This is a genomic window from Polymorphobacter sp., from assembly GCF_051860865.1.
GTDB lineage: Bacteria > Pseudomonadota > Alphaproteobacteria > Sphingomonadales > Sphingomonadaceae > Sandarakinorhabdus.
The window spans coordinates 20,414-46,137 of sequence record NZ_JBIMKZ010000004.1; the positions used below are offsets into that span (position 1 = coordinate 20,414).

Annotated in this window: 31 protein-coding genes; 11 read left to right on the forward strand and 20 right to left on the reverse strand. The window is 67.7% G+C overall.

The window, feature by feature from the left end:
• The coding region (locus ACTIFJ_RS01510; RefSeq protein ID WP_439532312.1) for an Hsp20 family protein at positions 1-461 on the forward strand (461 nt) is incomplete at its 5' end.
• 21 nt (positions 462-482) lie between these two features.
• Here ACTIFJ_RS01510 and ACTIFJ_RS01515 read toward each other — a convergent pair.
• Complete coding sequence (locus ACTIFJ_RS01515) at positions 483-1,037, reverse strand: tetratricopeptide repeat protein (protein WP_439532313.1); 555 nt, start codon at positions 1,035-1,037, stop codon at positions 483-485.
• Positions 1,038-1,150: 113 nt separating this feature from the next.
• Positions 1,151-1,348, reverse strand: a complete 198-nt coding sequence (locus tag ACTIFJ_RS01520) for a YdcH family protein (RefSeq protein ID WP_439532314.1) — start codon at positions 1,346-1,348, stop codon at positions 1,151-1,153.
• 223 nt (positions 1,349-1,571) lie between these two features.
• On the opposite strand from ACTIFJ_RS01520, the gene ACTIFJ_RS01525 reads away from it, so the two are divergent.
• On the forward strand, positions 1,572-1,730 hold the full coding sequence (locus ACTIFJ_RS01525) for a YdcH family protein (RefSeq protein WP_439532315.1): 159 nt from the start codon (positions 1,572-1,574) through the stop codon (positions 1,728-1,730).
• Between the two features lie 12 nt (positions 1,731-1,742).
• Here ACTIFJ_RS01525 and dksA read toward each other — a convergent pair whose 3' ends face one another.
• Both dksA and phaR read right to left on the reverse strand, forming a co-directional pair.
• Complete coding sequence (dksA, locus tag ACTIFJ_RS01530) at positions 1,743-2,174, reverse strand: RNA polymerase-binding protein DksA (protein ID WP_439532365.1); 432 nt, start codon at positions 2,172-2,174, stop codon at positions 1,743-1,745.
• Positions 2,175-2,382: 208 nt separating this feature from the next.
• Positions 2,383-2,976, reverse strand: a complete 594-nt coding sequence (phaR, locus tag ACTIFJ_RS01535) for a polyhydroxyalkanoate synthesis repressor PhaR (RefSeq protein ID WP_439532316.1) — start codon at positions 2,974-2,976, stop codon at positions 2,383-2,385.
• 157 nt (positions 2,977-3,133) lie between these two features.
• Here phaR and ACTIFJ_RS01540 point away from each other — a divergent pair, with 157 nt between their 5' ends.
• The 3 genes from ACTIFJ_RS01540 to ACTIFJ_RS01550 all read left to right on the forward strand — a co-directional run bounded on the left by ACTIFJ_RS01540 (position 3,134) and on the right by ACTIFJ_RS01550 (position 5,892).
• The gene (locus ACTIFJ_RS01540) at positions 3,134-4,072 is read left to right on the forward strand and encodes an alpha/beta hydrolase (RefSeq protein ID WP_439532317.1); all 939 of its coding nucleotides are present in this window, start codon (positions 3,134-3,136) and stop codon (positions 4,070-4,072) included.
• Positions 4,073-4,150: 78 nt separating this feature from the next.
• Positions 4,151-5,323 carry an acetyl-CoA C-acetyltransferase gene (locus tag ACTIFJ_RS01545; RefSeq protein WP_439532318.1) on the forward strand — a complete coding sequence of 391 codons (1,173 nt, stop codon included), beginning with the start codon at positions 4,151-4,153 and terminating at the stop codon, positions 5,321-5,323.
• An 8-nt stretch (positions 5,324-5,331) separates the two neighbouring features.
• Positions 5,332-5,892, forward strand: coding sequence for a hypothetical protein (locus ACTIFJ_RS01550; protein ID WP_439532319.1), 561 nt, complete (start codon positions 5,332-5,334; stop codon positions 5,890-5,892).
• A gap of 124 nt (positions 5,893-6,016) precedes the next feature.
• Here ACTIFJ_RS01550 and metW read toward each other — a convergent pair whose 3' ends face one another.
• The gene (gene metW, locus ACTIFJ_RS01555; RefSeq protein WP_439532320.1) at positions 6,017-6,607 is read right to left on the reverse strand and encodes a methionine biosynthesis protein MetW; all 591 of its coding nucleotides are present in this window, start codon (positions 6,605-6,607) and stop codon (positions 6,017-6,019) included.
• Positions 6,600-7,736 carry a homoserine O-acetyltransferase MetX gene (gene metX, locus ACTIFJ_RS01560; protein WP_439532321.1) on the reverse strand — a complete coding sequence of 379 codons (1,137 nt, stop codon included), beginning with the start codon at positions 7,734-7,736 and terminating at the stop codon, positions 6,600-6,602. Before metX ends, metW begins: the two co-directional genes overlap by 8 nt.
• A gap of 119 nt (positions 7,737-7,855) precedes the next feature.
• Here metX and hisC point away from each other — a divergent pair, with 119 nt between their 5' ends.
• The 3 genes from hisC to ACTIFJ_RS01575 are packed head-to-tail and all read left to right on the forward strand — an operon-like array spanning position 7,856 to position 10,097.
• Positions 7,856-8,980: a histidinol-phosphate transaminase gene (gene hisC, locus ACTIFJ_RS01565; protein WP_439532322.1), complete on the forward strand. Its 1,125-nt coding sequence runs from the start codon at positions 7,856-7,858 to the stop codon at positions 8,978-8,980.
• Complete coding sequence (locus ACTIFJ_RS01570; RefSeq protein WP_439532323.1) at positions 8,980-9,918, forward strand: prephenate/arogenate dehydrogenase family protein; 939 nt, start codon at positions 8,980-8,982, stop codon at positions 9,916-9,918. Before hisC ends, ACTIFJ_RS01570 begins: the two co-directional genes overlap by 1 nt.
• Positions 9,918-10,097 carry a hypothetical protein gene (locus ACTIFJ_RS01575; protein ID WP_439532324.1) on the forward strand — a complete coding sequence of 60 codons (180 nt, stop codon included), beginning with the start codon at positions 9,918-9,920 and terminating at the stop codon, positions 10,095-10,097. The genes ACTIFJ_RS01570 and ACTIFJ_RS01575 overlap by 1 nt, the downstream gene beginning before the upstream one ends.
• Positions 10,098-10,225: 128 nt before the next feature.
• On the opposite strand, the gene ACTIFJ_RS01580 is transcribed toward ACTIFJ_RS01575, so the two are convergent.
• From ACTIFJ_RS01580 to ACTIFJ_RS01590, 3 genes are all read right to left on the reverse strand, one after another.
• The gene (locus ACTIFJ_RS01580; protein WP_439532325.1) at positions 10,226-10,771 is read right to left on the reverse strand and encodes a PEPxxWA-CTERM sorting domain-containing protein; all 546 of its coding nucleotides are present in this window, start codon (positions 10,769-10,771) and stop codon (positions 10,226-10,228) included.
• A 371-nt stretch (positions 10,772-11,142) separates the two neighbouring features.
• Positions 11,143-11,595 (reverse strand): YHS domain-containing (seleno)protein, encoded by a 453-nt coding sequence (locus tag ACTIFJ_RS01585; protein WP_439532326.1) that lies wholly within the window; start codon positions 11,593-11,595, stop codon positions 11,143-11,145.
• Complete coding sequence (locus ACTIFJ_RS01590) at positions 11,592-12,884, reverse strand: O-acetylhomoserine aminocarboxypropyltransferase/cysteine synthase family protein (protein ID WP_439532327.1); 1,293 nt, start codon at positions 12,882-12,884, stop codon at positions 11,592-11,594. Before ACTIFJ_RS01590 ends, ACTIFJ_RS01585 begins: the two co-directional genes overlap by 4 nt.
• A gap of 106 nt (positions 12,885-12,990) precedes the next feature.
• On the opposite strand from ACTIFJ_RS01590, the gene ACTIFJ_RS01595 reads away from it, so the two are divergent.
• On the forward strand, positions 12,991-13,443 hold the full coding sequence (locus tag ACTIFJ_RS01595) for a DUF3429 domain-containing protein (RefSeq protein ID WP_439532328.1): 453 nt from the start codon (positions 12,991-12,993) through the stop codon (positions 13,441-13,443).
• Here the strand turns inward: ACTIFJ_RS01595 and ACTIFJ_RS01600 are convergent.
• From ACTIFJ_RS01600 to fabD, 8 genes are all read right to left on the reverse strand, one after another.
• Positions 13,435-14,370, reverse strand: a complete 936-nt coding sequence (locus ACTIFJ_RS01600) for a DUF2125 domain-containing protein (protein WP_439532329.1) — start codon at positions 14,368-14,370, stop codon at positions 13,435-13,437. The genes ACTIFJ_RS01595 and ACTIFJ_RS01600 overlap by 9 nt on opposite strands.
• A 2-nt stretch (positions 14,371-14,372) precedes the next feature.
• The gene (locus tag ACTIFJ_RS01605) at positions 14,373-15,056 is read right to left on the reverse strand and encodes a lysophospholipid acyltransferase family protein (RefSeq protein WP_439532330.1); all 684 of its coding nucleotides are present in this window, start codon (positions 15,054-15,056) and stop codon (positions 14,373-14,375) included.
• A gap of 5 nt (positions 15,057-15,061) precedes the next feature.
• Entirely contained in the window at positions 15,062-15,688 is a 627-nt protein-coding gene (locus ACTIFJ_RS01610; protein WP_439532331.1) for a YdcF family protein, read from the reverse strand.
• 5 nt (positions 15,689-15,693) lie between these two features.
• Positions 15,694-16,674, reverse strand: a complete 981-nt coding sequence (gene mltG / locus ACTIFJ_RS01615; RefSeq protein ID WP_439532366.1) for an endolytic transglycosylase MltG — start codon at positions 16,672-16,674, stop codon at positions 15,694-15,696.
• 12 nt (positions 16,675-16,686) lie between these two features.
• Positions 16,687-17,949 (reverse strand): beta-ketoacyl-ACP synthase II, encoded by a 1,263-nt coding sequence (gene fabF, locus ACTIFJ_RS01620; RefSeq protein WP_439532332.1) that lies wholly within the window; start codon positions 17,947-17,949, stop codon positions 16,687-16,689.
• A gap of 125 nt (positions 17,950-18,074) precedes the next feature.
• A complete protein-coding gene (locus ACTIFJ_RS01625; RefSeq protein ID WP_439532333.1) occupies positions 18,075-18,314 on the reverse strand; it encodes an acyl carrier protein in 240 nt (79 codons plus the stop codon).
• Positions 18,315-18,452: 138 nt separating this feature from the next.
• Complete coding sequence (gene fabG, locus ACTIFJ_RS01630; protein ID WP_439532334.1) at positions 18,453-19,190, reverse strand: 3-oxoacyl-[acyl-carrier-protein] reductase; 738 nt, start codon at positions 19,188-19,190, stop codon at positions 18,453-18,455.
• Positions 19,191-19,210: 20 nt separating this feature from the next.
• Complete coding sequence (gene fabD, locus ACTIFJ_RS01635; protein ID WP_439532367.1) at positions 19,211-20,149, reverse strand: ACP S-malonyltransferase; 939 nt, start codon at positions 20,147-20,149, stop codon at positions 19,211-19,213.
• Between the two features lie 350 nt (positions 20,150-20,499).
• On the opposite strand from fabD, the gene ACTIFJ_RS01640 reads away from it, so the two are divergent.
• Entirely contained in the window at positions 20,500-21,657 is a 1,158-nt protein-coding gene (locus ACTIFJ_RS01640; protein WP_439532335.1) for a tetratricopeptide repeat protein, read from the forward strand.
• Between the two features lie 80 nt (positions 21,658-21,737).
• On the opposite strand, the gene bfr is transcribed toward ACTIFJ_RS01640, so the two are convergent.
• The 3 genes from bfr to mutL all read right to left on the reverse strand — a co-directional run bounded on the left by bfr (position 21,738) and on the right by mutL (position 24,492).
• Complete coding sequence (gene bfr, locus ACTIFJ_RS01645; protein ID WP_439532336.1) at positions 21,738-22,217, reverse strand: bacterioferritin; 480 nt, start codon at positions 22,215-22,217, stop codon at positions 21,738-21,740.
• 198 nt (positions 22,218-22,415) lie between these two features.
• On the reverse strand, positions 22,416-22,598 hold the full coding sequence (locus ACTIFJ_RS01650) for a (2Fe-2S)-binding protein (RefSeq protein WP_439532337.1): 183 nt from the start codon (positions 22,596-22,598) through the stop codon (positions 22,416-22,418).
• 76 nt (positions 22,599-22,674) lie between these two features.
• Positions 22,675-24,492, reverse strand: a complete 1,818-nt coding sequence (mutL, locus tag ACTIFJ_RS01655) for a DNA mismatch repair endonuclease MutL (protein WP_439532338.1) — start codon at positions 24,490-24,492, stop codon at positions 22,675-22,677.
• 165 nt (positions 24,493-24,657) lie between these two features.
• On the opposite strand from mutL, the gene ACTIFJ_RS01660 reads away from it, so the two are divergent.
• Entirely contained in the window at positions 24,658-25,698 is a 1,041-nt protein-coding gene (locus ACTIFJ_RS01660) for a rod shape-determining protein (protein WP_439532339.1), read from the forward strand.
• Positions 25,699-25,724 lie beyond the last annotated feature (26 nt).

Consider the following 25,724-nt stretch of genomic DNA (forward strand, 5'->3'; position numbering starts at 1 on the left):
CTCCGCTGCTTCGCTCGTCGATCGGCTTCGAGAACCTCAACCGTTTGGTCGAATTCGCCAGCCGCGTCGATGGCGCCGACAGCGCCTACCCCCCTTATAACATCGAAAAACTGGGTGACGGTGAATATCGCATCCAGATGGCCGTCGCCGGTTTCACCCGCGACGAGCTTGAGCTGACCGTGCAGGAAAACACGCTGATCGTCATCGGCCAGGCCCAGCCCGAGGCCGAAAGCCAGGAGCGGGTGCTGCTCCATCGCGGCATCGCCAAGCGGGCATTCGAGCGGCGTTTCCAGCTTGCCGACACCATCAAGGTGACCGGTGCCTCCTATGAGAACGGCCTGCTCAACATCGCGCTGGTTCGGGAAATTCCCGAGCACAAGAAGCCGCGCAAGGTGTCTATCGAAGACAGCGCCACCGCTCTGGTGGCGGCCGATCTGCCGACGCGGATCGCGGCCGAATAAAGCCTGCGCTGCCGGCGCCGGTCAGGCGCCGGCAGTGCGAACCCGCACCACCTTGAACCGCCGCAGCTGCTCGCCCGGCTCCGGCCAGTCCGGCGCCAGCGCCGCCGCGCGGCCATAATCCTCATAGGCCTCGCGCAGCCGCCCCATCCCCTCATAGGCATAGGCCCGGCTGTAGTGAGCGGCAGCCGGATTCTCCGGCCCCAGTTCCAGCCCCCGGGTGAGCAGGCTGGCGCCCGCCGCATCATCACCACTGCGAATCAGCGCAATGCCCTTGTTGACCCAGGCCTCGGCGGTCCCCGGTCGCACGGCGATCGCCGCATCGAAATCGGCAATCGCCGGTGCCAGCGCGCGCATCTGCATATGGATGATGCCACGGTTGACGAAGGTGGCGGCCTGCTCGGCAGGCGTCAGGGCCTCGCCGTCGAGCGCCCGGTTGCACGCCTGCAGGGCCGCATGGTCCGGCTGCCGCGCCTTGGCCGCGTCGTAGCAGGCCCGCGCCCGGCTGCTGCCGATGATCGAGACCATGCTGGTCGACGCCGGGCCGGCCACAACCGTGGCCGAGGGCGCCGCCGTCATGCACCCGGGCAGCAGCATAACGCCCAGCAGCGTCAAACTTCTCCCAAACACCCGACAGCCTCCTGCAACACACCCCTATTCTAGCATTGCGGTACAGCGTCGCAATCCGCGGCTCAGGCGATGATGTCCGGCAGCAGCATGTCCTCCAGCATCGAAATCTCGTCGCGCAGCCTGAGCTTGCGCTTCTTGAAGCGCTGCAACTGGATCATGTCTACTGTCGGCAGCAGCCGCAGCGCATGGATGGCCGTGTCGAGATCAAGATGATCGCGCCGCAGGATCTCGATTCGTGCCTTGATCTCGGCCTCGTCCAAGCCCGCCTCCCGCCATGCCGCTTAAGAAAGCCTTATCCCTGCACCGGCACAGGCGCAATCGACGAAGCGCCGGTCCCGCCGATCGCACCTGCCAACCGGCCTGCCCATAAAACGGGTTGGCGGGCTGCGGCTTTCATGATTGACTGACTGTTCCTCGGCCCGACACCGGCCCGGGAACGTGCAGCGCCCGGCCTGCCGGTGCTGCCCGACAAGGGAGTAGCCAATGCCCAATGCTCATATCGACACGCTGAGTGCCCGCCACGCCAGGCTCGATGCCAGCCTCGCCGAAGAAACCCGCCGGCCCAGCCCCGATCAGCACCGCCTCACCCAGTTGAAGCGTGAAAAACTGAAACTGAAGGAAGCCATCACCGCGCAGCACTAATCGCGAATCGGCTTATTCGTCGCGGGTGATCTTTTCGTCGCGTTCGTGGCGCTCCTGCGCTTCGAGCGTCATCGTGGCGATCGGGCGCGCCTCCAGCCGCTGCAGCGAGATCGGCTCGCCGGTGACTTCGCAATAGCCATAGTCGCCGGTCTCGATCCGCCGCAGCGCCGCGTCGATCTTGCTGATCACCTTGCGCTGGCGGTCCCGTGTCCGCAGCTCGATGCCCCAGTCGGTTTCCGACGAGGCCCGGTCGTTGACGTCCGGCTCGCGCAGCGGCTCTGCCTTGAGCGTCTGGAGCGTCATCGACGCTTCACGAAGGATCGATTCCTTCCACTCGATCAGCTTGCGGCGAAAATAGGCGAGCTGGCGTGGATTCATGAAAGGTTCGTCGGCACCGGGCCGGTAATCGTGCGGAATGCTCGTCGCCACCCCGTCGACGATCATCTCGTCGCCGGGTTCCGGAGATTGGCCATCCCGCATTGGTGCAGTCACGTTCATCCTGCTCCACTCCCGCCATCGCGAACCGTCCGAGATGGGCCGGTCCGCTGCCGACTCTGCTGATCCAGAGGCGGCTCCCCGGTCGGGCTCATAGCGACGGCGGGCAGGACGATCAAGGGCTGTCAGCGGGCCGTTGCGGCAGGCCGCCAATCGGTCAGCTCTTGGCGAGACCGTCGAGTCGGGACTGGAGCGCCGCCAGCTCGGCCTTCACCTTGGCCAGCTCAGTCTCGGCCGCCGACGTCTCGGAGCCGGCCGCCCGCGCTGGCGCCGCCCCGACGCCGGTCCAGGCAGGTTTACCGCCGGTCAACATCGCCGTCGCGGCCTCGAACAACGCCATGTTCTGCCGAGCCAGTTGCTCGAACGGCTTCAGCGCCGCATCGCGGAACTTGCTCTGGTTCTCGGCAAAGGCCGCCATCGAGGCTTCAAGATAATGCGGCACCATCGACTGCATCGAATCGCCGTACATCGAGATGATCTGGCGCAGAAATGCCACCGGCAGCATCGTCTTGCCGCCCGTTTCCTCTTCCATCACGATCTGGGTCAGCACCGAATGGGTGATGTCATCACCGCTGCGGGCATCGAACACCTGAAAGTGCCGGCCCTCGCGCGTCATCTGTGCGATATGATCGAGCGTGATATAGCTCGAGGTTTCGGTGTTATAGAGCCGCCGGTTGGCGTATTTCTTGATGATCACCGGGTCGCTGGCACTGCCTTGCGCAGTATCGGCAGAAGTGGGGGATTTGGCCATCGAACTTCCTGATCCAGATTATCAACAAAGCCTAGCACAGTCGTTCGTTGCGCTGCAACGAATTGGCAAGAATCAGCCGAAAAGAGGCCGTGGACCGCATCCATTGCCGCTTTTTCTGGCGATTATGACCCGGCATCGCGCCGAAAATCCTGCTGGCATGGCCGAAGTGCTCTCCGGCCTCGCCCGCTACCAGTCGATGCCCCCGGCACCCCCACGCCCCGAACGGCCCATCATCGCCGCCGAGGGCGTGGTGACGTTGAGAGACTATGGAAACGGCCTTGGCCAGCCGGTGCTGGTAATCCCGTCGCTGATCAACCCGCCGACCGTGCTCGATCTCGCCCCAGGCCAGTCGCTGCTGGCTGCCCTCGCCGCCGCCGGGCTGCGGCCGCTGCTGGTCGACTGGGGCCCCGCCCCCGAGCGCCTCGGCCTTACCGGCCTGGTTGAAAAGCGCCTGCTGCCGCTGCTGGGCAGCCTCGGCGCACCGTTACCGGTGCTCGGCTATTGCCTTGGCGGAACGCTGGCGGTGGCGCTGGCATCCTGCGCGCCCGTCAGCCGGCTGGCTTTGCTCGCCACGCCTTGGCACTTCACCGGCTATAGCGCCAAGGCCCGGCAACGGCTCGCCGAATGGTGGGCCGCCGCCGCCCCGCTCGCCGATCTATTCGGTGGCTTGCCCATGGACCTGCTGCAGCCGGCCTTCTGGAGTCTCGACGAGGCGGCGCTGATCGCAAAATATGCGCGCCTCGCCAATGCCGACGAGGCCAGGCTGGAGGCCTTCGCCGCGCTCGAGGACTGGTCCAACTCCGGCCCGCCGCTCAGTCTCGCCGCGGCGGGGGACATGGCCGGTTTTTTCGCCGACGACGCCCCCGGCCGCGGCGCCTGGCAGGTCTGCAACAACATAGCCGGCGAAGGCCTCACCATGCCCATCCTGGACGTGGTCGCGATGCAGGACCGGATCGTCCCCGCCGCCGCCGCGCTCAGCACCAGCGGTCCGGGCACCCGGCTGGAAATCGCCGCCGGCCATGTCGGCATGATCGTCGGACGCAACGCCGCCGACCGGCTTTACCGGCCTCTCACTGACTGGCTGCTCGCCCGCTGACCACGCCAACGGTGGAAAGCCGCGCACAATCAGCCTAGGGAGGAGACGGTTTTCGACTCGATCCCCTGGAGCAGACTCATGACTGGTACGGTAATCACGGCAGCACGGCGGACCCCGGTTGGCAGCTTCCTCGGCAGCCTCGGAAGCGTTCCCGCGCACATGCTCGGCAAGGCCGCCATCCTCGCTGCCCTCGCCGATGCCGGCGTCAATGCCGACGAGGTGGACGAGGTCATCCTCGGCCAGGTGCTTACCGCCGGCCAGGGCCAGAACCCGGCCCGACAGGCCGCCATTGCCGCCGGCATCGCCAAGGAAACCCCGGCCTGGGGCGTCAACCAGGTCTGCGGCTCCGGGCTGCGCGCCGTCGGCCTCGCCAGCCAGGCGATCCAGTCCGGCGACGCAAAAATCATCGTCGCCGGCGGGCAGGAGAGCATGAGCCTCTCCCAGCACGCCCAGGCACTGCGCGGCGGCACCAAGATGGGCGCCCTCGAGCTTGTCGACACGATGATCAAGGACGGGCTCTGGGATGCCTTTAACGGCTATCACATGGGCATCACCGCGGAGAATCTCGCCACCCAGTACCAGATCAGCCGCGAAGCCCAGGATGCCTTTGCCGTTGCCTCGCAGAACAAGGCCAGCGCCGCCCGCGCCGAAGGCCGCTTCGCCGGCGAGATCGCCAGCGTCACCATCTCGGGCCGCAAGGGCGACACCATCGTCGACACTGACGAATATATCCGAGATGGCGTCACCATCGACGGCATCAGCGGCCTCAAGCCGGCGTTCAAAAAGGACGGCTCGGTTACCGCTGCCAACGCCTCGGGCCTTAACGACGGCGCCGCCGCCATCGTCATCATGAGCGAGGCCGAAGCCAACCGGCGCGGTGCCCCCATCATCGCCCGCATCGCCAGCTTCGCCTCGGCCGGCGTCGACCCGTCGATCATGGGCATAGGCCCGGTCCCGGCCAGCCGCAAGGCGCTGGAAAAGGCCGGCTGGACCATCGCCGACCTCGACCTTATCGAGGCCAACGAGGCGTTCGCCGCCCAAGCGCTCGCCGTCGGCCAGGAACTCGGCTTTGATCCGGACAAGCTCAACGTCAATGGCGGCGCCATTGCCATCGGTCATCCGATAGGCGCCTCGGGCGCCCGCATCCTTACCACCCTGCTCCACGAAATGGTGCGCCGGGATGCGAAAAAGGGCCTCGCCACGCTCTGCATCGGCGGCGGCATGGGTATCGCGCTCACCGTCGAGCGCTGAGCCATCCCATGACAGCCGTCCTGCCGCCGCTCGACAGGCTGCTGGCAGGCGGACAGCAAATACGGCTGCTCGTCCACGGCATCCTGCCCCCCGGCATCGCGCCGCCCGACCCGGCGCGCTGCGAGCGGCTCGCTCATGTCGCCGCCACGCCGCGCCCCGGCAGCGTCGTCGCCGACCCCTGCCGCCTGCCCTTCGCCGAAGCAATTTTCGACCGGGCGCTGGTTGCCACCAGCCTCCCCGCCCCGCGCGGCGAGCTGCGCGAGCTGTGGCGCGTCCTTGCCCCTGCCGGACTGGCACTGCTGCTGCTGCCGTGCCGCAGCGGCTGGCCCTGGCGGCGTCGCGGCTGGACCCGCACCCTCGTCGAACCACTCCTTGAAGACTGCATGTTCGAAATCCTCGACTGGCGGATGGCGTCTCTCCCCGACCGCACCTGCGTCGCCCTGCTCGGCAAGCGCGACGGCCTGCGCCCGGCCATGGTCGGCCTCGCCGAACCGGCGACCGAGGCCGCGCCAGCGATGCGCCGGATGGGCTGTGTGCAAGAAAAGGGGCCTCCGGCGGCTGGGGCCTGAGGCCCCAGACCCCCGATAGGGGCGTCGCGAAAGCAGAATCAGGCCCGGGGCATGCCCATTTGGGGGGTCTGGGGCCTCAGGCCCCAGCCGCCGGAGGCGTTAGTGCGGCCGCCGGAGGCAGCACCTACCGCGCCAGCACGAACACCGCCTGCTCGGCCAGCAGATTGGCCAGCGTCGCCGAGCGGGGCTCGCCGCCGGCGAGGAAGGCGGCGCTGGTGATCCGGTAACCGCGCTCGGCGACCAGCGCGCGGAAGTCGTCGATCGTGCAGAAGTGGATATTGGCGGTCTCGTGCCAGCTGACCGGCAGCGTACTGGTTACCGGCATCCGCCCGCCGAAGCCGAGCGCGGCGCGGGCTCGCCAATGGCCGAAATTGGGGAAGCTGACGATCGCCGCCGAGGCGATCCGCAGCAGTTCGTCGAGGATGTGCGCCGGGCGCTTCATCGCCTGGAGTGTGTCGGAGAGGATGGCGACGTCGAAGGCGGCATCGGGGTAGTCGGCCAGGTCGATGTCCGCATCGCCCTGGACCACCGACAGGCCCCGGGCGACGGCGGTGGCAACATTGCCGGCCGATACATCGATGCCATGACCGTCGACACCGCGCTCGCCGCGCAGATGGGCGAGCAGCGCGCCGTCGCCGCAGCCGATATCGAGCACCCGGCTGCCGCGCGGCACGGCATCGGCCACGGCGGCGAGGGCGGGGCGCAGCTCAGCCATGGGCGGCCAGGAAGCCCTGGATGATCCGGTTCATCTCGGGCGCCTCGAGCAGGAAGGCGTCATGGCCGAACGGGCTCTCCAGCTCGATGAAGCTGGCCGGCGCCCCGGCGGCGTGCAGCGCCCGGACGATCCGCTTGCTCTCCGGCGTCGGGTAGAGCCAGTCCGAAGTGAAGCTGATCAGGACAAAGCGGGTGCCGGCGCGCCCGGCGCCGCGGAATGCCTCGGCCAGCACCCCGTCGTGGGGCTCGGCAAGGTCAAAATAGTCCATGGCGCGGGTGATGTAGAGATAGGAATTGGCATCGAATCGTTCGACGAACCGCAGCCCCTGGTGACGTAGATAGCTCTCCACCTGGAAATCGGCATCGAAGCCGAAGCCCAGCGCGGCGCGGTCCTGAAGCCGGCGACCGAAGCGGCTGGTCAGCCCTTCCTCGGACAGATAGGTGATGTGGGCCGCCATCCGTGCCACGGCCAGCCCGGCGGCGGGCGGCTGATCGGCCGGATATTCGCCGCCCAGCCATTTCGGATCGGCCATGATCGCCTGCCGCCCGACCTCGTGAAAGGCGATGTTCTGCGCCGAATGCCGCGCTGCCGCGGCGATGGCGACGACGGCGCGGGTCCGGTCCGGGTGATGCGCCGCCCAGGCCAGCGCCTGCATGCCGCCCATCGAGCCGCCGACGACAGCGGCAAGCCGGGCGATGCCGAGATGGTCGAGAAGCCGCGTCTGCGCCGCCACCATGTCGGCGATCGTGATGACCGGAAAGCGCATGGCGAAGCGCTGGCCGGTGACGGGATCGAGACTGGCCGGGCCGCTGCTGCCGGCGCAACCGCCGAGCACATTGGCACAGATGATGAAATGCCGGGCGGGGTCGATTGGCAGCCCGGGGCCTATCAGCCGGTGCCACCAGCCGGGCTTGCCGGTGCGCGGGTTGAGGCTGGCGACATATTGGTCCCCGGTCAGCGCATGGCAGATCAGGATGGCATTGTCGGCGGCCGGGTTGAGCGTGCCATAGGTTTCATAGCCGATCTCGAGCCCCGCCAGCACCTGGCCCGAGGCCAGCACCAGCGGCTCGGGCAGCCTGACCTTGCGATCCGGCCCGAAGCGTTGGTCGAGGGACACAGCAACAGACATCGCGCCCGGCGATAGGCCGTTCATCATCAAATGTCATCATAATCACGCGGGTCCGGCCCATCGCGGGCGCGGCACGCGGCCGTCTTTCCCGCCGTGGCATTTGCGCCTAGAGCACGACGATGGACACGCTCGCCCCCGATGCCCCGCAGATGAAGCCGTGGATTGCGGCGATGCACGCCTATGTGCCCGGCAAGGCCAGGATCGACGGCCGGCCCGTCGTCGCCCGGCTGGCCTCCAACGAAAACCCCTTCGGCCCGAGCCCCCAGGCCATTGCCGCGATGCAGGCCGCCCTTGCCGATGGCCACCGCTATCCCGACCCGGCCTCGACCGGCCTGCGCGAGGCCCTTGCCGCGCTGCACGGCCTCGATCCGGCGCGGATCGTCGCCGGTACCGGCTCGGACGAGCTGATCCACCTCGCCGCCAGCGCCTTTGCCGGCCCGGGCGACGAGGTCATCCATGTGCGCCATGGCTTCGCCGTCTATGAACTGGCGGCGCGGCGCGTCGGCGCCGATGTGGTGGTGGCGCCGGACCGGGATTATGTCGCCGATGTCGACGCGCTGCTGGCGCTGGTCACGCCGCGAACGCGCGTCGTCTACCTTGCCAACCCCAATAACCCGACCGGCACGATCATCCCGGCCAGCGAGGTGCGCCGCCTGCACGCGGCGCTGCCCGGCCATGTGCTGTTCGTCCTCGATTGCGCCTATGCCGAGTTCGCCGAGGGCGATTATGAGGACGGGTTGGCACTGGCCGACCGTTACCCCAACGTCTTCGCCATCCGCACCTTTTCGAAGATCTACGGGCTGGCGGCGCAGCGGATCGGCTGGGGCTATGCCGCTGCCCCGGTCATCGCCGCGCTGCACCGGGTGCGGGCGCCGTTCAACGTGCCGACCACCGGCCAGGCCGCCGCCGTCGCCGCCGTCGCCGACCAGCTGTATATTGAACGGGTGCGTGCCCACACGCTGCAATGGCGCCGCTGGCTGCAGGACGAGATCGAGACGCTGAACCGCCGCCACAATGCCGGCATTCGCGTGCTGCCGCCGGCGGCCAATTTCCTGCTGCTCGAATGCGCCGAGACCGGCCCGTTCACCGCCGCGGCGCTCAACGAGGGCTTGCTCGCCGCCGGCATCATCACCCGCTACCTGGCGGTGCAGGCCATGCCGCGCTGCCTCCGCATCTCGATCGGCACCGAGGCCGAGACCCGCGCCGCCGCCAGCGCGCTCGCCGACATCCTGGCTGCCGGCTGATGCTGCCGTTCCAGCGCGTCGCCATCATCGGCATGGGGCTGATCGGCTCGTCGCTCGCCCGCGCCATCGCGGCGCGGATGCCGACCGTCCACCTCACCGTCTCGGACCGTTCGCCCGAAGTCTGCGCCCGGGTTCGCGAGCTGCAACTCGCTGAAGACGTGACCGACAATGCCGCCACCGCCGTCATCGATGCCGAGCTGGTGATCCTTGCCGTGCCGGTCGGCGCCATCGCCGCCGTCGCCGCCGAGATCGCCGGCGACATGGCAACGGGCTCGGTGATCTCCGACGTCGGCTCGGTCAAGGAAAGCGTGCTCAAGGCGCTGACCGAGACCATGCCCGATCATGTCGCCATCGTGCCCGGCCACCCGGTCGCCGGCACCGAGCGCTCCGGACCGGATGCCGGCTTTGCCACGCTGTTCGAGGGTCGCTGGTGCATCCTCACTCCCGCCGACCCGGCCAGCCCCGCCGCCCAGCAGGTCGCCGCCTTCTGGGAGCGGCTGGGAGCCCGCGTCGAGATGATGGACGCCGCCCACCACGACCGGGTGCTCGCCGTCACCAGCCACCTGCCCCATCTGATCGCCTATTCGATCGTCGGCACCGCCTCGGACCTCGAGACCATCACCCGATCCGAAGTCATCAAATATTCGGCCGGCGGTTTCCGGGACTTCACCCGCATCGCTGCCTCCGACCCCGTCATGTGGCGCGATGTCTTCCTCAACAACCGCGAAGCGGTGCTGGAGTTGCTCGGCCGCTTCACCGAAGACCTGGTCGCCCTCCAGCGCGCCATCCGCTGGGGCGATGGCGAAACGCTGGAAGCCTTGTTCACCCGCACCCGCGCCATCCGCCGCTCGATCATCGACGAAGGCCAGGATACGGCGAACGAGGATTTCGGTCGATCTCATGGGGGCCGCCCCCACGGAACGGGGGACGACAGCTGATGCGCGCACTGGGACTCGCCCTTGTCGGCTTTCTCGCCCCTGCCCTGCTGTTCGTCGCGGTGGCGCTGGCGATGGACGTTCCGTGGCAATTGCTGGGACTGGCAGCACTCGCCGTTACCGCTGCCGGCACGCTGGCACTGGCCGTATGGTGGCTTGGAGCAAAACCGCGTCGCTCATAAAGGTGCAGAGTGATCCCGTGGCATCGGCAAAGCCGCTTTGTGCTCGGCGTATTTGGCCCGGACAGCCAGCACGAAAACGCCGACCTGCATCCCGGATGCAGATCGGCGGTCGCGTAGCGTATTCGATATCAGCTGGCGGTGAGGCTCAGACGCTCACGACCCTTGGTCGAGCGAAGAATTCCGCCAACGAGACCAAAGCCCATGAGCATCATCAGCCATGTCTCGGGCTCCGGCACGGCGCCGGTGCCGGGCACCTCAGAAATGGTCAACGTGCTCTGACCGATGAATCCGGAAAAATTGAACGTTCCCAGATTGAAGACGGGCTGGCCGTCCACGAACGAGAAAAGATCGGTACCACCATATTGCGTGAACCCCAGGCCCGGAGCGCTGATATTCAATGCAGCAATAATATTTCCTGTACCGAAGTTGATATTTCCGGTTCCCGAAACGCCGTTAAATATACCATTGACGTTGTTGAAAAAGATCTGACTTCCGCCAAGCAATGGCTGGCTGTTGATGCTGTCAGGAACAACCGGATCGCCTTCGATGGTGAATGTGGCATTGCGGGCGCCGCTCAAATCAAACAGAAAGGTAGCGGCTGCAACAGGCGCTGCCGAAAAGCACGCTATTGCAAAGGCAAAAGCACTCGTCATTTTCAATGTACTCATACGCATAATACATCCTTTGAACGCGACACATGTTCAGCCATTCGGTGGCTGGCCGACCGGCATGACAATTCATGCCAATTCACTTTAGCCAAACATAAATGCTCTCAACAAATACCTGTTACACCCAAAAATATATCGGGCATAATCAACGCAAGTGTAGCGATATTAATATCAAGCGTCATGACTGCCGATCGACCATAAGGGGTCGGCATCAAATCGCTATATTCGGAATATACCCCGGTTTTTCATGATTTTCGTGAACTGGCAATCAAGCCGGTGTGTTTGCTCGAGACAGACGTGGAACATACTTACGCCGGTCCGTTAGCGTCGTGGCGACTGGCGCGTCCCATGTGGTGTAGCCATCGGCAGCACAGGCCTTAGAATTTGGCCTCACCCGATGCTTCCCACGCCCACCATTCATCCGCCTTGGCGATGTTACCAGCCAGGTCGGCCAGCCACTTCGCCTCGGCCTCCTTGCTGCAATTGAAATAGAGCTTGCCGTCCACTATCCGCCACACCTGCGGATTGCCACCGGCGCGGCGGCCTTCTGCGGCGGCCCAGGCGCAATGGCCGCCATATTGCGGCAGATAGCGCCCCGGCGTCGCCGTGAAAGCCGCGAGATTTGCCGCCGTCGCGAACAGGAAGCGCGCGCCCTGATGCTCGGCCGCATGCGCCGGATCGCCGGCGACCGGCGTGCCGCCAAAATAGGAGACGACGTCCATCCCGCCCGCCGCCGTGCTGTCCTCCCCGGTCCACACCGAACCGGCGCCAAAGGCGGGCGCTGCCAGTGCCAGCCCGGCCAGCAGCATCAGTCGCCGCGACACGCTCATCCGGCGCGGTCCAGCGCCTGTTCGATATCGGCGATGATGTCGTCGATATGCTCCAGCCCGATCGACAGCCGCACATAGCCGTCGGTAACCCCGGCCTGCGCGCGCTCCTCGGCCGTCAGCTGGCTGTGGGTGGTGCTGGCCGGATGGATGGCGAGGCTGCGCGCATCACCGATATTGGCGACATGGTACAAAAGTTCGAGCGCATCGATGAACCGCTCGCCCGCCGCGCGCCCGCCCGCCAGCTCGAACCCCAGCAGCCCGCCATGGCCACCGATCAGCACCGCATCGCGGCGACGCTGTTCCTCCCCGGTCTGCACACCGGGGTAGATGACGCGGGTAACATCCGCCCGGCCGCCCAACCAGGCGGCCACAGCGGCAGCATTCTCGCAGTGCCGCGCCATGCGCAGCGGCAGCGTCTCTACCCCCTGGATGAACTGGAACGCGTTCATCGGGCTCATCGCCGCGCCGAGATCGCGCAGCATCACCACCCGGGCGCGCAGGATATAGCCGATGCCGCCCATCGCCGCCCCCACATCGGACCAGACCGCGCCATGGTAGCTCGGATCGGGCAGGTGCATCAGCGGCTGGCGGGCGGCATGTGCCTGCCAGTCGAAAGTGCCCGAATCGATCAGGATGCCGCCGATCGAAGTGCCGTGCCCGCCGATATATTTGGTCGTGCTGTAGAGCGTGATGGCGGCGCCGTGATCGAACGGGCGGGCGATCAACGGCGCTGCGGTATTGTCCATGATCAGCGGGATACCGAGCGGACGGCCGATTTCGGCGACCTCGCGGATCGGGAAGACCCGCAGCTTCGGGTTGGGTAGCGTCTCGGCATAATAGGCGCGGGTCCGCTCGTCGGTCGCCCGCGCAAAGGCCTGCGGGTCCTCCGGATCAACGAAGCGCACCTCAAGCCCCTGGTCCTTCAGCGTATTGGCGAACAGGTTCCAGGTGCCGCCATACAGGTCGGTCGACGCCACGATATTATCCCCGGCCCGCGCCAGATTCTGCACGGCCATGGCAGATGCCGCCTGCCCGGACGCCACCGCCAGCGCCGCCACCCCGCCTTCCAGCGCCGCCAGCCGTCTCTCCAGCACATCGACGGTGGGGTTCATGATCCGTGTGTAGATATTGCCCAGCTCCTCCAGCGCGAACAGCCGCCGCGCATGGCCGGCATCGTGGAACTGGTAGCTGGTGGTCTGGTGGATCGGCACGGCCACCGATCCGGTCGACGGATCGGCGCGCCAGCCGGCATGAAGGGCGAGGGTCTCGGGGTGCAAGGGTCTGGTCATGCACGTGAGAATGCACCCGCCGCCCCCCGGCTGGCCAGCCCAAAATGCCGGTGCTGCGGCGATACGCGGCTTGAGGGCGATGGCGCGCGCGGGCATCGGGGAAGCCATGAACAGGCAGATCAACGGATGGGCGCGCGCGCTCGGCATGGCCGGGCTGCTACCGCTGGCCGGCGTAGTGGCGGCGCTGCTGGCCGGTCTGCCGCCGGGCATCCGCGTTGCCGCGCTGTCGATCGGCCATGGCTATGCGGCGCTGATCCTCAGCTTCCTCGGCGGCCTCTGGTGGGGCCTTGGCGCCGCCGCCGGCCGCCCGCCGCGCTGGCTGTGGGTGGCGGCGGTGATGCCCTCGCTGATCGCCTTCGCACCGCTCGTGCTGATCGCGCTCGGCGAAGCGACCGTCGGGACCGGGCTGGTCATCACCGGGGTCGCGCTGGTCCTGGCGTTGCTGGTGGACCAGCGGCTGGAGATGCTGCGGCTGGCCCCGCCCTGGTGGCTCGGGCTGCGGATGCCGCTCAGCCTCGGCCTCGGCAGCCTCAGCCTGGTCGCCGCTGCCCTAGCCTGAGATCCTCGGGCACGCCGGCTCCTTGGTCCGGCGCGGCCGCCCGGCCAGGTCCGCCGGCGCCGTCATCACGATCGCATCGAGCGTGCCGGAGAACGCCAGCCGCACCGGCACCCGCAGCCGATATTCAGGCGCCGCCGATCCGGCGAGCCGCAGCGGACAGGCGGTGACGACGGTGCCCGCCACCCGCAGCCGGTCCCGCCCCTCCGGCGCCAGCGTGGCATTGACCCGCGCCACCTCGCCGTGTGCATCGGCCAGCGTCAGCTTGGTCAGCTCCAGCGTGCCGCCCGCCGCCCAGCGGTCATAATCATCGAGTCGCGCCGCGCCGGTGGCCAGGATCTCCGCCGCCATCGTCAGCGCATCCCCCTGCCCCAGCCGTAGCCTGGTGCCGGACAGCACCAGCTGGCCGCGCGCCGCCTGCACCGGCGAAGTATCGGGCACCGCCTCGCCGTCCCGCTCGCGCAGATGCAGTTCCAGTGTATCGGCGCTGATCGGCAGCGCCAGCGTGCCCAGCCGCACCCGCGCCGCCTGCACCACCGACGACAGCCGCCGCAGCCGCCCCTCGCCCCAGTTGACGCTGGTCAGCGCCGTGCTGCCCTCGATCCGTGCGCTGATCCCCGGGCCGACGCGGGCGGTGAAGCGCGGTGCCTCCGCGCCGATCACCGTCAGGTCCGGCTGCCAGGGGCCACGGTTGATGCGGGCGCGGGCGGCCTCGGCCACCAGCGCCACCGTGCCGTCCCCCTCCAGCCGCGGCGTCTCGACCTCGACTTCGAGCCGATAGGGAAAGCCGGTGACCGACAGGCTGTCCCCCGGCAGCCAGCGCACCAGCTCGGTCCGGAAATCCTCGGCCCAGCCCCGCCACAGCAGCGCATAAAGCCCCACCGCCGCCACCAGCGGCACCAGTGTCAACCACAGCGGAATGCGCCGCATCGTCAGCCCTCGAGATTGTTGATAGCGGCATGCACGCGCGCCTCGATGGCGTCGCGCGGCAGGCCGGGTTCGATGCTGTCATGGATACGCATGGTGACGACCCCCGGCCGCTTGACGAAATCGCGCGTCCACACCCGCCCCGAATCGAGCGCAATCGGGATCACTGGAAGCCGGCTGATCTTGTACAGCCCGGCAAAGCCAGCAGCGAGCGGCGGCGTCTGCCCCGGCGGCACCCGCGTGCCTTCGGGAAAGATCACGATCGGCCGGCGCGCTGCCACCGCTGCCTGCGCCGCTCGCATCATCGCTCGCAGCGAGCTCGCCGAGCCCTGGCGATCGACGAAGATCGCCCCCTGTCGCGCCGCTGCCCAACCCCAGAACGGGATCTTCTGCAGCTCGGCCTTCATCACCGTCGCCGGCCGGTCGAACAGCGCCAGCAGCGCGATCGTTTCATAGGCCGACTGGTGCTTGATGGCGATCAGCGCCGGCTCGCGCGGCAGCGCCCCCTCGATGCGCAGCCGTATGCCGAGGATTACCCGTGTGCACAACAGAAACCATCGCCCCCACAGATGCGGGATGATGAACCGCGCGCCTTCAGCAAACAGGCTGAACAGCAAAGTGCCGAGCACGATCGGCACCGTGCCGGCATAGAAGACCAGCAGGAACAGCAATGTGCGCAGCAAGGCCATAAGCGTTATTCGGCGCCGGCGAGGATCGCCAGCCGCCGCCACAGGAATTTCGTGTATTCCCAAGGAATCCCCGGCGCCCCGGTCTCGTGCGGCACCGCATCGGGCACCACCTCGATCCCCGCCGGCAGCACCCGCGCCAGCTCCAGCCGGGCCCGCCGCATGTGCCCGGCCGAGGTGACCAGGCGCAGCGAGCGATGGTTGCCGCGCTTGATCCAGCCGGCCGTTTCCTCGGCGTTTGACCGCGTATCGACGGCGCCGTAGCCGAGATCGGTGGTGGACAGCCGCGACACCGGCACCTGCGCCGCCTCGGCCAGTTGCGCCCGCGTCGTCGTCGGCGCCACGCCGGAAATCAGCATCCGCCGGGCGCTGCCGGCCTCCAGCACGGCCAGCCCGCGCGCCAACCGGCCGCGCCCGCCGGTCAGCACCACCACCGAGTCGGTAGTGGCCGCCAACGGCGCCGGCGCCGGTAATGTCAGCCCGAACCACACCAACCCGCCGCCCCAGGCCAGCGCCACCGCCGCCAGCAGCCGGACCAGTACGCCCGCCAGCCCGATCCGGCCACGCTTCTGGCCTGACCGGCCACGGCTGCTGCCGCGCACCACGGCCGGCCCGCGCCGGAAAGGATTGCGCATCGGCGTCACATCTCGCCTCGGCTGCGGCGCACCGCATACCAGTGCTGCACATTGGCATTATGCTCGGCCAGCGTGTTGGCAAAGACATGGCCGCCGCTGCCATCGGCGACGAAGTACAGGGCCTCGGTCGGCGCCGGATCGAGCACGGCCTCGATCGAGGCCCGGCCCGGATTGGCGATCGGTCCCTCGGGAAGCCCCGCACGGACATAGGTGTTATAGCCGGTATCGGCATCGAGCTCGGAGCGGCGGATGCGCCGGCCGAGCGGCTTGCCCTTGGTAATCGGATAAATGACCGTCGGGTCGGCATCGAGCTTCATGCCGAGCCGGAGCCGGTTCGAATAGACGCCGGCAATGGTCCGCCGCTCGGCCGCCTTGCCGGTTTCCTTTTCGACGATGGAGGCCAGCGTCACCGCCTCCTCGCGGTTCTTCACTGCCGCCTGAGGCGTGCGGCGCGGCCACAGCTCGTCGAGCGTCGCCGTCATCGCCGCCTGCATGCGCGCCAGCACGGCGGCACGGGTTTCGCCGTCACCATAATCATAGGTCTGCGGCAATACCGATCCCTCCGCCGGCGCCGCCACCGGGCCGACAAGCCCCGGCATCGCCATCAGTCTCTCGGCGACCAGCACCGAAGGCGTGCCTTCCGGGATCGTCAGCGTCTGGCGAATGACGCGCCCCTGCTGCAGCGCCTCCAGATAGTCATGCCAGGGCAGCCCCGCCTGCAACCGGTAGCGCCCGGCCTGCACCGGGCGCTCAGTGCCCAACAGCCGTGCCAGCCCCCTGAAATGGCGTGGGCTCTCGATCAGCCCGGCATCATGCAGATCGTCGGCCACCGCCGCCAGGCTGGCGCCGCGCGGCACCACCAGCTCGACCTCTTCGCCCGGCGTGCTGCCCCAGCCGAACCAGGGCGCCAGCAGCGCCGGCACGCTGATCACCACCAGCAGCGCGCAAAAGGCCAGGACCAGCCGGAAGACGCGCTGGCTGGGCACCGGCAACCGGGCTCAGACGCCGCGCATGATCAGCGTGGCATTGGTGCCACCAAAGCCGAAGCTGTTGTTGAGCACGGCGCGGATGGAGCGCTGTTTGGCCACATGCGGCACCAGGTCGACGCCGGCACAGGCGTCCGAAGGATCGTCGAGGTTGAGCGTCGGCGGCGCGATCTGGTCCCGCATCGCCAGGATGCAGAAGATCGATTCCACCGCCCCAGCGCCGCCAAGCAGATGCCCGGTTGCGGACTTGGTCGAGGACATCGACAGCGTTTCGATCGCCGAGCCGAACAGCCGGCGCACCGCGCCCAGCTCCAGCTCGTCGCCCATCGGCGTCGAGGTGCCGTGCGCGTTGATATAGTCGATGTCGTGCGGCGACAGGCCGGCGCGCTTCAGCGCCATCTCCATCGAGCGGAAGGCGCCCGAGCCCTCCGGATGCGGCGCGGTGACATGATAGGCATCGCCGGACAGGCCATAGCCGATCACCTCAGCATAGATTTTCGCCCCGCGCGCCTTGGCATGCTCATATTCCTCGAGGCAGACGACACCGGCGCCCTCGCCCATCACAAAGCCGTCGCGGGCCTTGTCATAGGGACGGCTGGCGCGCGTCGGATCGTCATTGAAGGCGGTGCTCAGCGCCTTGGCTTGCGAGAAGCCGGCGATGCCGAGCGGGCAGATCGCCCCTTCCGAGCCGCCGGCCAGCATCACATCGGCATCGTCGAGCGCGATCATCCGCGCCGCATCGCCGATCGCATGCGCGCCGGTCGAACAGGCGGTTACCACCGCATGGTTCGGCCCCATCAGGCCGTATTTGATCGAGACCTGGCCCGAGATCAGATTGATCAGCCGGCCATGGACGAAATGCGGCGATACCCGGCGGGGGCCCTTGGTGTGGAGCACGATCGATTCCGATTCGATTCCCGGCAGCCCGCCGATCCCGGCGCCGATCGAGCAGCCGGCGCGCAGCCGTTCCTCATCGGTCATCCCGGTCAGTCCGGCATCCTCGAGGGCCTGCCCGGCGGCATCGATCCCATAGACGATGAACGGATCGACCTGGCGCTGCACCTTGTAGTCGACGCGCGTATCGGCATTGAACGTGTCACCCGAGCCATCGCCGCGCTTGACCTCGCAGGCAATGCGGCAGGCATAGTCGGTCGCATCGAAGCGCGTGATCGGGCCGGCACCAGAGCGCGACGCGAGGATATTCGCCCACACGGTCTCCACATCGGCTCCGAGCGGCGTCACCATGCCCAGTCCGGTTATCACCACACGACGCATCGTTCTCCAATCCTTTCAACCACCAGCGGCCATTGCCTGTCGCATCGCCTGATACAGCAACGGCCCTCCACGACATCGCGAAGGGCCGTCAAGCCGGTCCGGCTGATGCCAGGGCGGCTGGTATGTCAGCCCTTCTGGTTTTCGGCGATAAAGCCGATCGCATCCTTGACGGTCAGGATCTTCTCGGCGGCATCGTCGGGAATCTCGACACCAAATTCTTCTTCGAATGCCATCACCAGCTCGACGGTATCGAGGCTGTCGGCACCCAGGTCATCAATGAAGCTGGCGTCCTCGGTCACCTTGTCGGCTTCGACACCGAGATGCTCGATGACAATCTTCTTCACACGGTCGGCGACGTCGCTCATGGGAACCCCTCTTTGCGAACTATGGATCAGGATTAACGCTCAAATCAGCCTTTGGCACTAGCGGTGACGGCTGGCCATGACAAGGGCACTGCCTGCGGAAAAGCGCCGAACACCCTCTCCCGCCGGGTCGCTGCCCCCTCAGGGCATCGCCATGCCGCCATTCACATGCAGCGTCTGGCCGGTGACATAGCCGGCCTCGCGGCTGGCGAGATAGACAAGGCCCGCCGCGACATCGCTGCCCTCGCCCAGCCGACCGGCCGGAATCCGCCCGAGCAGCGCCGCCTTCTGCGCCTCGCCCAGCCCCGCCGTCATCGGCGAGGCGATGAAACCGGGCGCCAGGCAGTTGACGGTGATGTTGCGGCTGGCCAGTTCCTGCGCCAGCGCCTTGGACATGCCGATCAGGCCGGCCTTGGCCGCCGCATAATTGGCCTGCCCCGGATTGCCGGTGACACCGACAACCGAGGTGATCGAGATGATCCGCCCGAAGCGCGCCTTCATCATCGGCCGCGCCGCCGCCCGGGCGAGGCGGAACGCCGCCTCCAGGTTGATCTGGATGACCGACTGCCAGTCCTCGTCCTTCATCCGCATCGCCAGATTGTCCCGGGTGATCCCGGCATTGTTGACGAGAATATCGAGCGTACCCAAGCCGGCCACGGCAGCGGGCACCAGCCCCTCCACCGCCTCGGCATCGGCGAGGTTGGCCGGCAGCACTACCGTACCCTCGCCCAGCTCGGCCGCCAGCGCTTCCAGCGCCTCGGCGCGGGTGCCGGAGATCGCCAGCCGTGCCCCCTGCCCGGCCAGCGCCCGCGCCATCGCCTGGCCCAGACCCCCGGTCGCCCCGGTCACCAGCGCCGTCATGCCGCTCAAGTCGAACATGGTCCCAGCTCCCTTACGTCCTAGAGTTCTTTTACCAGCGCCTCGATGCCGGCCATGTCGGCGGCGGTCAGCGTCTTCACATCGGGCGCGATGCGGCGGATCATCGGGCCGAGCACCTTGCCGCCCAGCTCGACCATCGTCGCCACACCGGCGCCCGCCATCCACAGCACCGATTCCCGCCAGCGGACGGTACCCGTCACCTGCGCCACCAGCAGCCGGCGGATCTCGTCGAGATCCTGCACTGGCGCCGCAGTGACATTGGCCACCAGCGGCACCACCAGCGGCGCAAAGCGCGCCGTCGCCAGTGCCGCCGCCATCGCCTCGGCCGCCGGCTGCATCAAGCTGCAATGGAAGGGCGCCGATACCGGCAGCAGCACCGAATGCCGCGCGCCGCGCGTCCGCGCCAGTGCCATCGCGCGCGCCACCGCCGGGGTGTGGCCGGAAATCACCACCTGCCCGGGCGCATTGTCATTGGCCGCCTCGCAGACCTCGCCGTCGACCGAAGCCTCGGCCGCGATCGCCGCGACATCCTCGAAGCCCAGCCCCAGCAGCGCCGCCATCGCGCCTTCGCCAAACGGCACCGCCGCCTGCATCGCCTCGCCGCGCACCCGCAGCAGCCTTGCGGTGTCGGCGAGCGACAGCGACCGAGCGGCGCACAGCGCCGTATATTCGCCCAGGCTGTGCCCAGCGACGAAATCGGCCTTGTCAGCCAGCAGCACCCCCGCCTCGGCCTCGAGCACGCGAAGCGCCGCGATTCCGACCGCCATGATCGCCGGCTGGGCATTGGCGGTCAGCGTCAGCGTCTCCTCGGGCCCTTCCCACATCAGCCGGGAGAGTTTTTGCCCCAACGCATCATCGACTTCCTCGAACACGGCGCGGGCGTGCGGACTGGCCTCGGCGAGGCCACGGCCCATGCCGACCGACTGGCTGCCCTGGCCTGGAAAAATCACGGCGCGAATCTCGGTTCTCCCCATTTTTCGACCCGCCGGCGTTGCGGCGTGGCTGCGGGCGCTTAAGCCTTCGGTCCCGCTCTTGCAACAAATTGGCGCGGCCGTCTGCCCTCCCCAGTCCGATCGATGCACCAGCCCGGTTGCACCCGCGAACACTTTGGCTAAAGTGGCCAAGGCTGTGCCATGGGGGTGGACGCCTGCAGTTTCCGTCAGGGATCGGTTCATCCCCGGGCCATTCGGTATTTGGCACGATATGCACATCAACGTGCGCATCGCGCCGGCACCATGCCGAAGATGCTGTTGCTATCGACCGGGGGCCTTGGTCACAAGCCGGGCCACCCCAACGAAAAGGGAATGCCATGACTGACCTGATCCGACCGAAGACCAAGACCGCAACCGCACGCCTGATGGCCGCCGCTCTTGCCCTGCCGCTGATGATGGCGCTGCCGGCCATGCCGGCCGCCGCCGCCGTGTCCGCTGCCGTCGGCAAGGCACTCAACGCCGCGCAGTCGGCCGCCAAGGCCGGCCGCAGCGCCGCCGCCATCGAGGCGGTCAACCAGGCCCGCGCCGCTGCCCGCACCGACGAGGAAAAACAGAAGTCCGCGCAGATGGCCGCCTATGTCTACACCCAGGCCGGCCGCTACGCCGATGCCGCGACCGCCTTGCAGCAGGTCGGCGCCAGCCCGTCCCAGCTCGCCCCGCTCTATTATCGCGCCGGCCAGTACGACCGGGCGATCGCCGAGGCCCGCAAGGGCGGCGGCGAGCAGATGCAGATCCTCATCGCCCAGGCACTGCTCCGCAAGGGCGACAACAAAGGCGCCGTCACCGCCTACAACAACCTGATCAAGGCCAATGGGCCGAAGGCGATTTATCTCGAAAACCTGGCGGGCGCGCAGTTCAAGTCCGGGGACAAGGCGGGCTATCTGAAAACCACCGAACGGCTGGTGCGCAGCGACGGCTCGTCGGCGCGCTGGGGGGCGCTGCTCTCCAACTTCCGCCAGAACCCGATGCGGCCCGAAGCCAAGCTGGCGATGTTCCATCTGATGCAGGCCACCGGCAACCTTACCCGTCCCGAGGATTATGCCGAATTCGCCAAGCTGGCGCTGGTCGCCGGCCAGGCCGGTGTCGCCACTAACGCGCTGGCGAAGGCCAATCTTCCCGACGACGCCATGAACAAGCATCTTGGCGAAGCGGCCGCGAAGATGGCCACCCAGGCCACCACCGAGGCGCCGAAGATGGCCGCCTCACCCAACACGGCGTTCCGCGGCGGTGGCGCCTATATGGGCATGGGCCAGTATGACAAGGCGATCGCCGCTTACGACAAGGCGATTGCCGCCGGCGGCACCCGGGTCGACCAGGCCCGGTTGTTCAAGGGCATTGCTGCGCTCAAGGCAGGCAAGGTTGCCGCGGGCAAAGCCGCCCTGGATTCCGTCGGCGAGACCGGCGGCATGCAGGACATCGCCCAGCTCTGGGCGCTCTATGCCTCGACCAAGGGTGCGGTTCCGGCCACCGCCTGAACCTTAGCGACAGGCACAAAAACGCCGGGCGGGATCACTCCCGCCCGGCGTTTTGCTGTCCGGCGTTTTGCTATCGGTGCTCAGTCCTGGGCGGGCCTGGACTGCAGCTGCAGGTAATTCTCCAGCCCCATGCCCTCGATCATCGTCTGCTGGGTCTCGATGAAGTCGATATGCTCTTCCTCGGAGGCGAGGATGCTGGCGAACAGGTCGCGGCTCGGATAATCGCGAACCGTCTCGCAATGCGCGACCGCGTCCTTGAGCAGCGCCACCGCCTCATATTCGAGGTCGAGATCGGCCTGCAGCACCTCGGGGACATTCTCGCCGATGCGCAGCCGGTTGAGCTGCTGCATGCCGGGCAGGCCGTTCAGGAAGAAGATCCGCTCCATCAGCCGGTCGGCATGCTTCATCTCGTCGATCGACTCGTGCCGCTCATAGTCGGCCAGCCGTTTGATGCCGAGGTTGTCGAGCAGCCGGTAGTGCAGCCAATACTGGTTGACCGCCGTCAGCTCGCCCTTGAGCACCGCGTTCAGAAATTCAATTACTTTTGCGTCACCACGCATGATCAGGCTCCCATTACTCAGCCCCGTTCATGACGCATGAAGACGCTGGCGGTCAATCGCCGCCAGCGGGCCAAATTGGCCTTTTTCCCTGATTTATCGGGATTTTCTGTGCAAGCCGTTCGCGTTAGCAGCGATCGGGGTGATTACTTGCGAATGCTTGTCCTCATCAATGCAAATGCAAAAGCGAAACGCTCTCAATCAGGCCGAAACCAGCGCCGAATTCATCACCTGCCGGGCATAGCTCAGGCACTGCCCGCATTTCACCTTGCAGCCGAGCTGGCCATAGACGGTGACGGCGCAGGGCCGGCCGGTCTGGCGCGCGGCGTCGCGCACCTGGCGTTCCCTGAGGGCATTGCAGACGCAGACGATCACCGGCGGCACCTCCTCAGCACCGGCGAGGGCCGCGCTGTTGCGAATCGATATCGCTCATTTGCCAGGCTAATGCAAGTCGTTCGCATCAGCGACGACCGAATAATTTCTCGATATCGCTGAGCGCCAGCCGCACGAAGGTCGGCCGGCCATGGTTGCACTGGCCGCTGTGCGGCGTCGCCTCCATCTGCCGCAGCAGCGCGTTCATCTCGGCGACCGACAGCGCCCGCCCGGCCCGCACGCTGCCATGGCAGGCCATTGTTGACGCCACCGCATCGAGCCGGTCGCGCAGGCTCAGCGCCGCCCCCCAATGCGCGAGGTCGGCGGCGAGGTCTGTTACTAAGGCCCGCGCATCGGTCCGTCCCAGCAGCGCCGGCGTCGCTCTGACCAGCACCGCCGACGGCCCGAAACCCTCGATCTCCAGCCCCAGCTCGGCCAGTTCCTCGGCGCGTGCCAGCAGCCGCGCCACCGACGGCTCGTCGAGCTCGACGGTCTCGGGCAGCAGTAGCGCCTGCGCCGCCACGCGGCCGCCGTCCGGCCCGGCCGCCAGCGCCGCCTTCATCCGTTCGAGCGTCAGCCGCTCATGCGCCGCATGCTGGTCGACCAGGATCAGCGCGTCGGCGGTCTCGGCGACGATATAGGTGCCGGCCACCTGTCCGCGTGCCGCGCCCAGCGGATGCTCGGCCGCCGACGGTGCCGGCGCCGGGGAGACCTGCGCTGGGGAGGCCGGGGCAAAGGCCGGCGGAAACTGGGTGAACAGCCGCGGCGGCTCAGCCCAGACATCGGCGCCCACCGCCCCCCGCACCATCTCCCGCACCGGCGCGGCGGCCACCCCGGGCGCAGCCATCGGCTCGGGCACCGCAAAGGCCGCCAGCGCCGCCGCGCTGATGTTCGCCGCCGGCCGCTGCCCGGCCCCATCGAGCGCCCGCCGCAACCCCGACACGATCAGCCCGCGCACCAGCGCCGGATCGCGGAACCGCACCTCGGTCTTGGCCGGATGGACGTTCACATCGACAAACCAGCCCGGCACCTCGAGGAATAGGGCCGCCACCGGATGCCGGTCGCGCGCCAGCAGGTCGCGATAGGCACCGCGCAGGGCCCCGGCGAGCACCCGGTCCTTCACCGGCCGCCGGTTGACGAACAGATATTGCTGATCGGCGACGCCGCGGTTGAAGGTGGCGATCGCCGCCAGCCCGCCCATCGACAGGCCCTCGCGCGCCAGCTCCACCGGCACCGCGGAATCGACAAAATCCGCGCCGAGCAACGCCGACAGCCGGCTCAGCGTCGCCCCCGGCCCATCGTCCGGCCCCGCCGCCACCGCCAGCAGCCGCCGCCCATCATGCACCAGCTCGAAGCCGACATCGGGCCGCGCCATCGCAAGTCGTCGCACCGCATCGAGGCATGCCGCGAGCTCCGAGCGCGGCGAGCGCAGAAATTTCTGTCGCGCCGGCACCTTCTCGAACAGCCCCTCCATGCACACGCAGGTTCCCGCCGGACTCGCCGCCGGGCCGCTGGAGACCAGCCGGCCATGGTCGATGGCGAGATGCCAGCCCTCGCCGTTGATCGTCCGGCTGGTCAGCCGCAGCCGCGACACCGAGGCGATCGAGGGCAGCGCCTCGCCGCGAAATCCCATGGTGGCAATCGCCGACAGATCCTCGTCCGGCAGCTTCGAAGTGGCATGACGCTCCACTGCAAGCGCCAGGCTGTCACGGTCCATCCCGCAGCCATTGTCGCTGACCTCGAGCAGGTCCAGCCCACCATTGGCCAGTCGGATGGCGATCCGCGTGCTGCCGGCATCGAGCGCATTCTCGACCAGTTCCTTCAGCGCCGCTGCCGGCCGCTCGACGACCTCGCCGGCGGCGATCTGATTGATGAGCGTGTCGGGCAGGCGGCGGATCACAGGCATTCGGCTTTCTAACGCGTTTCGCGCGTCCTGTAATCAGCACCAGCCGGCGTTCGCGGCCCCCCGGCCGCCTTGCAATGCGCGGCCAAGCGCGACTAATGGCCGGCAGCCCTGATTCTCCCCCAGCAGCGCTCGTCCCGCTGCGTTTCTGACTGGTCCCTTGCTCTCATGTCGCTCTTCAGCCGGATGTTCTCCTTCCTCAGCCAGGACATGGCGATCGATCTCGGCACGGCCAACACGCTGGTTTATGTGCGCGGCCGCGGGATCGTCCTCAACGAGCCTTCGGTGGTGGCAATAGAGACAATTCGCGGCACCCGAACGGTCAAGGCGGTGGGCAACGAGGCCAAGGTGATGATGGGCAAGACGCCGGGCAACGTCGAGTGCATCCGCCCGCTCCGTGACGGTGTCATCGCCGACATCGATGTCGCCGAGCAGATGATCAAATATTTCATCGCCAAGGTGCACACCTCGCGCCTTCCCCGCTTCCCGGAGATCGTCATCTGCGTGCCCTCGGGCAGCACGAGCGTGGAGAAGCGCGCCATCCGCGACGCCGCCAACAACGCCGGCGCCAGCCAGGTCTATCTGATCGAGGAGCCGATGGCCGCCGCCATCGGCGCGGGCATGCCGGTCACCGAGCCGATCGGCTCGATGGTCGTCGATATCGGCGGCGGCACCACCGAAGCGGCGGTGCTGTCCCTGCGCGGCCTCGCCTACACCACCAGCGTCCGCGTCGGCGGCGACAAGATGGACGAGGCGATCGTCTCCTATGTCCGGCGCAACCATAATCTGCTGATCGGCGAGGCCACCGCTGAGCGGATCAAGAAGGAAATCGGCACCGCCAAGGCGCCCGCCGACGGTATCGGCCGGACGCTCGACATCAAGGGCCGCGACCTGATGAACGGCGTGCCCAAGGAAATCCAGATCAACCAGGGCCAGATCGCCGATGCGCTGGCCGAGCCGATTGCCACCATCGTCGAGGGTGTTCGCGTTGCGCTGGAGAATACCCAGCCCGAGCTCGCCGCCGACATCGTCGACCAGGGCATCGTGCTGACCGGCGGCGGCGCGCTGCTGCAAGACATCGATACCGTGCTGCGCGAGGCCACCGGCCTGCCGGTCACTGTCGCCGAGGACCCGCTGACCTGCGTCGCCATCGGCACCGGCCGCGCGCTCGAAGACCCGATGTATCGCGGCGTGCTGACCACCGCCTGACCCCTGCGAACAAATACGCCTGCGCC